General features: G+C 69.7%; 7 protein-coding genes and 1 pseudogene. 3 read left to right on the top strand and 5 right to left on the bottom strand.

Annotated elements, in window-relative coordinates:
* Positions 1-1,249: 1,249 nt before the first annotated feature.
* Both J1M46_RS03495 and J1M46_RS03490 read left to right on the top strand, forming a co-directional pair.
* Positions 1,250-1,495 (top strand): annotated as a pseudogene (locus J1M46_RS03495) (transposase); the annotation flags it as partial.
* A gap of 116 nt (positions 1,496-1,611) precedes the next feature.
* Positions 1,612-1,788, top strand: a complete 177-nt coding sequence (locus J1M46_RS03490) for a hypothetical protein (RefSeq protein WP_206446549.1) — start codon at positions 1,612-1,614, stop codon at positions 1,786-1,788.
* 65 nt (positions 1,789-1,853) lie between these two features.
* Here J1M46_RS03490 and J1M46_RS03485 read toward each other — a convergent pair whose 3' ends face one another.
* The 5 genes from J1M46_RS03485 to J1M46_RS03465 form a co-directional block, all read right to left on the bottom strand.
* Entirely contained in the window at positions 1,854-3,242 is a 1,389-nt protein-coding gene (locus J1M46_RS03485) for a plasmid pRiA4b ORF-3 family protein (protein WP_206446548.1), read from the bottom strand.
* 158 nt (positions 3,243-3,400) lie between these two features.
* Positions 3,401-4,486: an ABC transporter ATP-binding protein gene (locus J1M46_RS03480; RefSeq protein WP_206446547.1), complete on the bottom strand. Its 1,086-nt coding sequence runs from the start codon at positions 4,484-4,486 to the stop codon at positions 3,401-3,403.
* A gap of 29 nt (positions 4,487-4,515) precedes the next feature.
* Entirely contained in the window at positions 4,516-5,868 is a 1,353-nt protein-coding gene (locus tag J1M46_RS03475; RefSeq protein WP_206446546.1) for an ABC transporter substrate-binding protein, read from the bottom strand.
* Positions 5,869-5,918: 50 nt separating this feature from the next.
* A complete protein-coding gene (locus J1M46_RS03470; protein WP_206446545.1) occupies positions 5,919-6,788 on the bottom strand; it encodes a carbohydrate ABC transporter permease in 870 nt (289 codons plus the stop codon).
* Positions 6,785-7,684 (bottom strand): carbohydrate ABC transporter permease, encoded by a 900-nt coding sequence (locus tag J1M46_RS03465; protein ID WP_342384256.1) that lies wholly within the window; start codon positions 7,682-7,684, stop codon positions 6,785-6,787. The genes J1M46_RS03470 and J1M46_RS03465 overlap by 4 nt, the downstream gene beginning before the upstream one ends.
* Before the next feature lie 89 nt (positions 7,685-7,773).
* On the opposite strand from J1M46_RS03465, the gene J1M46_RS03460 reads away from it, so the two are divergent.
* The gene (locus J1M46_RS03460; RefSeq protein WP_206446543.1) at positions 7,774-7,977 is read left to right on the top strand and encodes an OST-HTH/LOTUS domain-containing protein; all 204 of its coding nucleotides are present in this window, start codon (positions 7,774-7,776) and stop codon (positions 7,975-7,977) included.
* Positions 7,978-8,118 lie beyond the last annotated feature (141 nt).

Raw genomic sequence — 8,118 nt, 5'->3', positions numbered from 1 at the left:
CGATCCACCCGACACCGGGTGGACTCGGCCGAGCGCGAGCTCGCTGACCGAAAGCACCAACTGAGCCGCGACGACGGCCGCCACCTCTGCGGGTGCCTCCGAGGTCGGCGCGAGCTCCGGCGCAAGGGACTCCGACGCTGGTGCCGGCTCGGGGTCGGGTCCTGGCGCGGGTTGCGCGTCGGCGTCGGGCTCTGGCGCGGGCGCCGCGTCGGCGTCGGGCTCTGGCGCGGGCTGCGCGTCGGCCTCGGGCTCCGGCGCGGGCGCGGGCTCCGGCGCGGGCGCGGGCTCCGGCGCGGGCTCGGCGGCAGGCAGCCCCGTGGGTTGGGCGGGGCGGGGGCTGTCTCCTCGGCGGATGCCGGTTCGACGACCTCTGTCGCTGCCAGCAGCGGTGCCGATACCGGCGACCCGCCGGCGCGCGCAGCATCGTTCGCCGTGACGGCGATGGCGCTTCCCGGGTGGAGGACTTCGTGCATCACGCCGCCGTCTGCGTGCTCGAGCCCCACCGCGTGGCCGATCTCGTGTCGCAGGACGGTGATGAGGCTCATTCGTCCCCATCCCCAGCCCGCGGCATCCGCGTCGATGGTGATCACGCGACCGGACGTGTGCCCCAGCATCCGTTCCGGAAGTTCGCCGACACGCGCCGAGATGCCCGCCGTGTCGATTCCTTGGGCTTCCCACTCTGTACGCGCTTGCGCAAATGCTTGATCGAGCTGGTCCACTGGGAGTGCGTCCGAGCTCACTGGTCGGGACGACACGCCGATGGCTGTGAGCGCAGCCGCGGGGTCTGGTGCTCTCGTCGGCGGGAGCACTGCGATCTGCACGATGAGACTGAGCACGGCGACGACGAGAGTGATTCGAAAGCCGAGAGACGACGATGCGCTCGCCGGTCTCGCAGCGCCTGCATTGGCGTTGCGAGACTTCATCGGACGAGTTTCCAATGCGGCTGCTTTCAGTCGCCTGGGGAACCCCATAGTGGCAACAGTGTTATGTTTACACCTTGCGGCGTGTGCGCACAAGGCATCGGGCAAACCCGTGTACGCACGCCACCGCGGTCCGTTGCTCCGAGCAACGCTCGCTGCAGTGAGCGGGTCGAAGGCGATGACGCTCCCCTGCCCGACCGCGAACGCGAGCTCGGTACCGATCGCGGGCTTCGAGCCGTTCGGCAGCCGCGCCGTCCAGCGCCGACCCTGCCCTGCGCCGTAGACATAGGTGTCCGAGCCGAGCTCCTCGACGAGGTCGACAGTGACGCTCACTGTCGAAGTCGCAGGTCTCCCCCATGACGGCCGACCTGGACGAGCAGGTCGAGCAGGTCCGCCACCGGCCGCTGGATGAGGCTGGCCCGTTCACGTTCGTCGCCGCCGACGTGCTGACGATGATGGTCCTCGAGGGCGGCCGAGTCATCAACGCCGTCGTCCTGGTCGCGACCGGCGTCAACGCCGACGGGCGCCGCGAGGTGCTGGGCCTGCGTGTGGCCACCAGGGAGACCGGGCTGGCGGTCGACGATGCCGAGACACAGCGGCGTCGGCGTCCACGCCCAGCCGAACGCGGGTCGCATGTCGTCGGCCGCCGACAGCGTGCACAGCCGTGACGATCCGAGGCGCCGAGTGGGTTGTGCTGCATCCGCTCGACGGTGCACGGCTCGCGGTCGTGCGGCTCCTGCTGCGCGGGCCACGGCGCGAACCGCATTACCGGGCCGTGACCGCGCATCCGGATCGCGCGCAGCGCCGCCTGCTCGGCTATTGGTCGAGCGTCGACGAGGCGCACGAAGCCGCGCTCACGCTGTTCTAGCGGCCCGCGCCGTACCCGAGCGGTCGCGCGGCGCCGGTCGCCCGCCGCGCAGCGTGAAGCGCCGGTCAGCGCGTCAGCAGCGCGCGTGCCACGGTCGCCCGCCACCCGGCATCGGCGAACTGCCCGCTGAGCTGGTCGAGCACGTCGCGGGTAGGCCACGCCCAGATGTGCGCGGCATCGTCCAGGCTGCCGCCGGTCAGCCTCCATCCCAAGTCGGCCAGCAGCGCTCCGCTGTCGGGCGCTGGCATCTCAGTGTCGAGCAGAGCCGACCGCAGCAGCAGCAGCGCCCCGGCATCGCGCTCGTGCGGCTTGCCGAGCGGCACGCGGCTGCGAATGTGGTTCCACAGTGCCGCGGGATCGCCTGCCACCGCGCGCGCTGCCGCCGTCGGCAGCAGCCGGCCCTTCGCTTTGCGCAGCAGCCCGAGCTGCGTCGCTGAGGCGCGCAGCGCTGCGACCGGACGCGTCTGGTCCTCGCGGTTGCCCTTCCCGATCCACTGGCCCTCGAGTCCGAGCGCATCCCACAGCGTGGACACGACCGTCGGCGGCAGCCAACCGGCCGCGGTGAGCGGCAACCCGTCGCCGACGAGCTCGAGCAGCAGTCTGTAGCGGTCGACAGCCCCCTGCATCTGCCCGGGTGACAGGTGCACGGGCTCGTGCAGCGCATCCGTCACCAGCGCCGCGACATCGCTCAGCTGCGAGCCCCCCGCCTTCAGCAGCAGCTCCGGAATGTACGGGTGCACGGTGTCGAGCGCCGGCAGCGGTCCGCTCGCGAGCATCTCGTTGGCCTCGTCGATGTCGAAGTGCTCGGGGTCGAAGCCCTCGGGCGCCCAGCGGCGCAGCTCCTCCGCCCAATCGGCGTCGATGTCGACAGGCCGCCCCGCGAGCACGTCGAGCAGCTGCGCGTACCCGCCGATGCCGCCGCAGTCCTCCGGTGGGCAGGCGCGCTTGCCAGTCACGCACACCGCATCCGGGGCTCCGTCGACCCACGGCTCGGCCCGCTCGAGCTTGATCGTGTGCTGCCAGCCGTCGCCGAAGTCGTACTCGTAGTGCAGCCGATCCCCCGCCGTCGCGAGCACCTGCTCGAGCCGCACGTCAGCCTCGAGCGTGCCGGTCTCGCCCTCGTCGACGTCAAACGGCGTGAGGAACGGCTCGACGTCCCGGTCGAGCGCGCCCGGGCCCATCACGAAGTGGTGCAGGTGGGAGTCGCTCCAGCCCATCGCGACCTGCAGCACCGTGTGCAGGCGGTCGAGCGGCATGTGGCTCGAGAGCTGCAGGCGCCGCCAGATGGGCGGCTGCGCACCCGTGAGATCGACGCGCACGGTGAAGCGCTGCGGCTGCCTCTGCTTGTGCAGCAACGTCGGCTGACGGCGTCGCCACTCGAACGGACTGCGGCTCGCGCCGATGGCGGCCAGCAGCGCCTGCGCCGCCTCGACCGGGTTGTCACGTGCGCCCATGCGCCATCTCCTTCGTCGGATTCCCGCTGCCCTCACGATGCTACGCGGATGTGTGGGGTCACCACCGCAGCACCATGCCCCTGGGAATCGACCACCCAGACCGCGGTATGGCCGAGGTCCAGGCGACGCTCGCGCCATAGCGTCGGCGTCGCGCCGCGTCAGCCCGCAGCGTGGATGCGGTGCCCCGTCGTCGGGTCGAAAGCGATGACGCTCCCCAGCCCGACGGCGAACGCGAGCTGGTCGCCGATCGCGGGCTTCGCGCCCTTCGGCAGTCGCGCGGTCCAGCGCGCGCCGTGGCCGCTGCCGTAGACGTAGGTGTCCGAGCCGAGCTCCTCCACGAGGTCGACCGTCATGCGCACCAGCGCGGCGTCATCCCCCGGCTCGGCGACGACCGTGAGGTCCTCGGGCCGGATGCCGTACGTGAGCGCGCTGCCCGAGTGGCTGGCGGCCGGCCGGAACGGCAGGGTGAGGTCGCCCACCTGCGCGCCCCGCGCATCCGACCACTCGCCTTCGACGAGGTTCATCTGCGGTGAGCCGATGAAGCTCGCGACGAACAGCGTCTCGGGCTCGTCGTAGAGCTCGCGCGGAGTGCCGACCTGCTCGATGCGGCCCTTGTTCATGACCACGACGCGGTCGCCCATCGTCATCGCCTCGGTCTGGTCGTGCGTGACGTAGACGGTGGTGACGTCGAGCGTGCGCTGCAGCGCGGCGATCTGCCCGCGGGTCTGCACGCGCAGCTTCGCGTCGAGGTTCGACAGCGGCTCGTCCATGAGGAAGACGGATGGGCGGCGCACGATCGCGCGCCCCATCGCGACGCGCTGACGCTGGCCGCCCGAGAGCTCGCGCGGCTTGCGGTCGAGCAGCTCGGTGAGTTCGAGCAGCTCGGCGGCCTCGGCGATCAGCCGCTGCCGCTCGGCGGCCGGCACCTTCGCGTTCTTCAGCGAGAACTCGATGTTGCCGGCCACCGTCATGTGCGGGTAGAGCGCATAGCTCTGGAACACCATGGCAACGTCTCGCTCGCTGCCGTCGACGCCGGTGACGTCGCGGTCGCCGAACGCGATGCTGCCCGACTCGGGGAACTCGAGCCCGGCGAGCGCGCGCAGCGTCGTCGACTTGCCGCACCCGGAGGGGCCGACGAGCACGAGCAGCTCTCCGTGCTCGATCTCGAGGTCGATCGCGTCGATCGACGGCCTCTGGGCCCCGGGGTAGGTGAGCGTGACGTCATGCAGCGAGACGTTGACCATGGTGGTGGTGTCCTTCGGAAGGGGTGGTGTCAGCCCTCGAGCTGCGGGGCCAGGTCGTTCTCGTACAGGCCCTCGAGCTCGGCCTGCATCTCGGCGAGCGACTCCGCCACGTCGGCGTCGGTGGTGAGGATGCGCTGCAGGCCGGTGGCGAGGGTGAGGTCGCCGCCGGGCAGGAACACGCGCATGAAGTCCTGCGTGCGCGTGCGGGTCTCGAGCTGGTTCACGGCGACCTCGAAGTTCGGGTTCGCGGCGTAGAGCTCGCTGGCGTCGGCGTCGGAGCGCACCGGCATGTAGCCCGTCTCGGCAGAGAAGGCGACGGTGTTCTCGGCGCTCGTCAGGTGGTCGGCGAGCATGGCTGCCGCGAGCTGCTCCTCGGGGGTCGAGGAGGCCGAGATGGCGATGCCGGCACCGCCGGTGGGCACGACGAGCTCGGTCTCGACGGGGCCGCCGGGGAGGAACGCGACGCCGACCTCGAAGCCTGCGGTCTCGGTGACGCCGCCGAGCGAGCCGGTCGAGCCGATGAACTGGCTCGTCGCGCCCGCGGCGAAGTCATCGGCGGGCGAGCCGCTGGAGACGTTGGCCCAGCCGTCGAGCACGGCGTCCTGTGCGAACTGCACGGCCTGCACGGTCTCGTCGCTCGTCATCGCACTGGCGTCCCACTCGTCGGACCAGCCGCCGCCGTAGCCCCAGACGAGGTTGTTCATCATCCAGGCCGGGTAGTCCTCGGCGGGCGGGAAGCTGAAGGCGGTGTCGGTGACGCCCGCCTCGACGAGCGCCTGCGAGTTCGCCTGCACCTCGTCCCAGGTGGTGGGCGCAGCGTCGAGGCCGGCGGCCGCGTAGTCGTCCTTGTTGTAGTAGAAGATCGTCGTCGAGCGCGAGTACGGCACGGCGAAGTGGCTGCCCTCGTAGAGGTAGTCGTCGAACAGCGTCGTGTTGTAGGTCGAGGCGTCGCCACCGGCTGCGGCGAAGACGTCGTCGAGCGGCAGCAGCGAGCCGTTGACGTAGTTGGTGAACCAGGTGGCGTCCGACATCACGACGAGGTCGCCGACGTCGCCAGAGGTCTGCGCGGTCTGGTAGCGCTGCGAGATCTCCTCGTAGTTCGCGCCGGCGGTGACGACCTCGACCTCGATGCCGGTCTCCTCGGTGAAGCTGTCGATGAGCTGCTGCTCGATCTCCTGCGAGCCGCCCGGGTGGTTGGTCCAGAAGCTGATCGACTCCGCCGGCTCGACCGAGGTCCAGTCGGTGGCGGCGGCGGCATCGGCCGAGGGGTCGGTGGCGCCGACGGCCGGGCCGCACGCGGTGAGGCCGAGCGCTGCGACGCCGAGCGCCGCGACGGTGGTGGTGACGCGCTTCGCGCGCGTCGAGCGGATGCGGTGGTTCATGATGCTCCTCGGTAAGGGTGGGTGGGTGGTTCGGAGGTGAGTTCTGGGGGCTACTTGACGGCGCCCTGGGTGAGGCCGCTGACGATGAAGCGCTGCAGGGCGGCGAAGACGATCAGCACCGGCAGGATGACGAGCACGGCGCCGGCCATCAGGTAGCCGTAGCTGCCGGTCTGGCCCTCGATCGACTGCAGCAGGTTGAGGCCCACCGGCAGGGTCATGTTCTGCACCGAGTCGGTGATGATGAGCGGCCACATGAAGCTGTTCCACTCCCCCACGATCGTCACGAGCGCGACGGTCGCGATGGTGGGCGCCGAGACGGGAGCGACGATGCGCCAGAGGCGCTTGAGGTGGCCGGCGCCGTCGAGCTGCGCCGCCTCGAGCAGGTCCTTCGGCAGCGTCTTGAACTGCTGCCGCAGCAGGAAGGTGCCGAAGGCGGTGCCGAGCCCGGGCAGGATGATGCCCCACAGGGTGTTGCGCCCGCCGAGCGACGAGATGGTCAGGTAGTTCGGCAGCAGCGCGGCCTCCGGCGGCACCATCAGCGCGACCAGGATCGCGAGGAAGACGGCGTTCTTGAACCGGAAGTCGATGAAGACGAGCGCGTAGGCGGTCGTGATGGCGAGCACGACCTTGATCACTGAGCCGACGATCGTGACGATCAGGCTGTTGCCGAGCACGGTCAGCAGCGGCACGGTGTCGGCGACGTGGGCGTAGTTGTCGAGGGTCGGATCCTGCGGCCACAGCACCGGCTGGGTGGTGATGATCTCGGGCGCCGGCTTGAAGGAGGCGATGGCCATCCATGCCAGCGGCAGCACGATGACGGCCATCGCGATGAGGATCGGCAGGTAGCCGCCGAGCACGGTCGCGACGATGTTGCGGCGCGAGAAGGCCTGCCGCCAGTGGCTGAGATTGGTGGCGCTCATGCGTAGTGCACCCGCTTCTCGACGAATCGCATCTGGAAGGCGGTGATCGCGAACAGCACGACGAACAGCACCACCGAGATCGCGGCCGCATAGCCGGCGTTCTGGTAGGGCCCGAAGCCCTGCAGGAACAGCTCGAACACGATCGTGTTCGTGCCGTTGCCCGACGGCGTCATGATCTTGAGGATGTCGAACGCCTGCATCGAGCTGAGGATGTTCGTGACCGTCAGGAAGAAGACGGTGGGCGAGAGCAGCGGCAGCGTGAGCCTGAAGAAGCGGCGCAGGGCACCTGCCCGGTCGATGCGGGCGGCCTCGATCAGGTCGCTGGGGATCGACTGCAGGCCGGCGAGGAAGACGACGGCGCAGAAGCCGAGGTTCTTCCAGACGTAGACGACGATCACCATCACGAGCGCGAGGTCGGGGTCGAGGTACCACTCGGGCGAGCTCGCGCCGAACGAGCGGAGCACGTGGCCGAGCACGCCGAGCTGCGGGTCGAAGATGAAGTTCCACACCATGCCGACGCCGACGCCCGAGAGCACGTAGGGCGAGAAGATCGCGGTGCGACCGGCGGTGATGCCGGGGATGCGGTGGTTGAGCGCGAGGGCGACGAGCAGTCCCAGGACCATGGATGCGAGCACGGTCACGACCGTGAAGGTGATCGTCACCCGCCACATCTCGGCGCCCTGCGGCGAGGTGAACAGTCGCACGTAGTTGTCGATGCCGGCGCTCGTGGCGCTGGTCGAGCCCATGCGCCAGTTGAGCGTCGAGTAGTAGGCGTTGCTCAGCAGCGGGAAGTAGATGAAGACCGAGATGAGCAGCAGGTTGGGCCCCGCGAAGGCGAGGAACACCAGCGCATCACGGCGCCGCTGGCGACGGCGATGCGGGGAGGTTTCGGGCACCCGCTGAGCGTGCTCGAACTTGTTGAACGGCACGTGTCCTGCGGGCGACCTGGAGGGGTGCCGCAGGTGAATCGATACCTGTATGACAGGTGTCCGCGCGAACAGGCGAGGAGGGCTCGGCGAACCTCTCTTCGGTCGGCCAGCTGATGCGCAAGCAGCAGCCCGATTTCGACCCCCGCAACTGGGGCTACGTGAAGTTCTCAGACCTGGTGCGTGCGACGGAGCTCTTCATAGTCGAGCCGCGGCCCGCGGGTGGCCTACAAGTGCGCCACGCCAAGAAGAACGGCGATTGACGGCGAGAAGCAGCGTTGCGCGACGCGTCAGCATCCTGTTCAAGGAACTCGGCGCACGCGAAAACTCCAGGTCTCCCGGGGGTTTGGTGGTGCTCCTAAATGCCTACTGCAAGACAGAAATGACCAACCGTCAACTACTTG

Origin of the sequence: Agrococcus sp. KRD186, from assembly GCF_017168255.1 — a bacterium.
Classification (GTDB): Bacteria; Actinomycetota; Actinomycetes; order Actinomycetales; family Microbacteriaceae; genus Agrococcus.
This window is presented reverse-complemented; position numbering and strand designations above follow the sequence as displayed.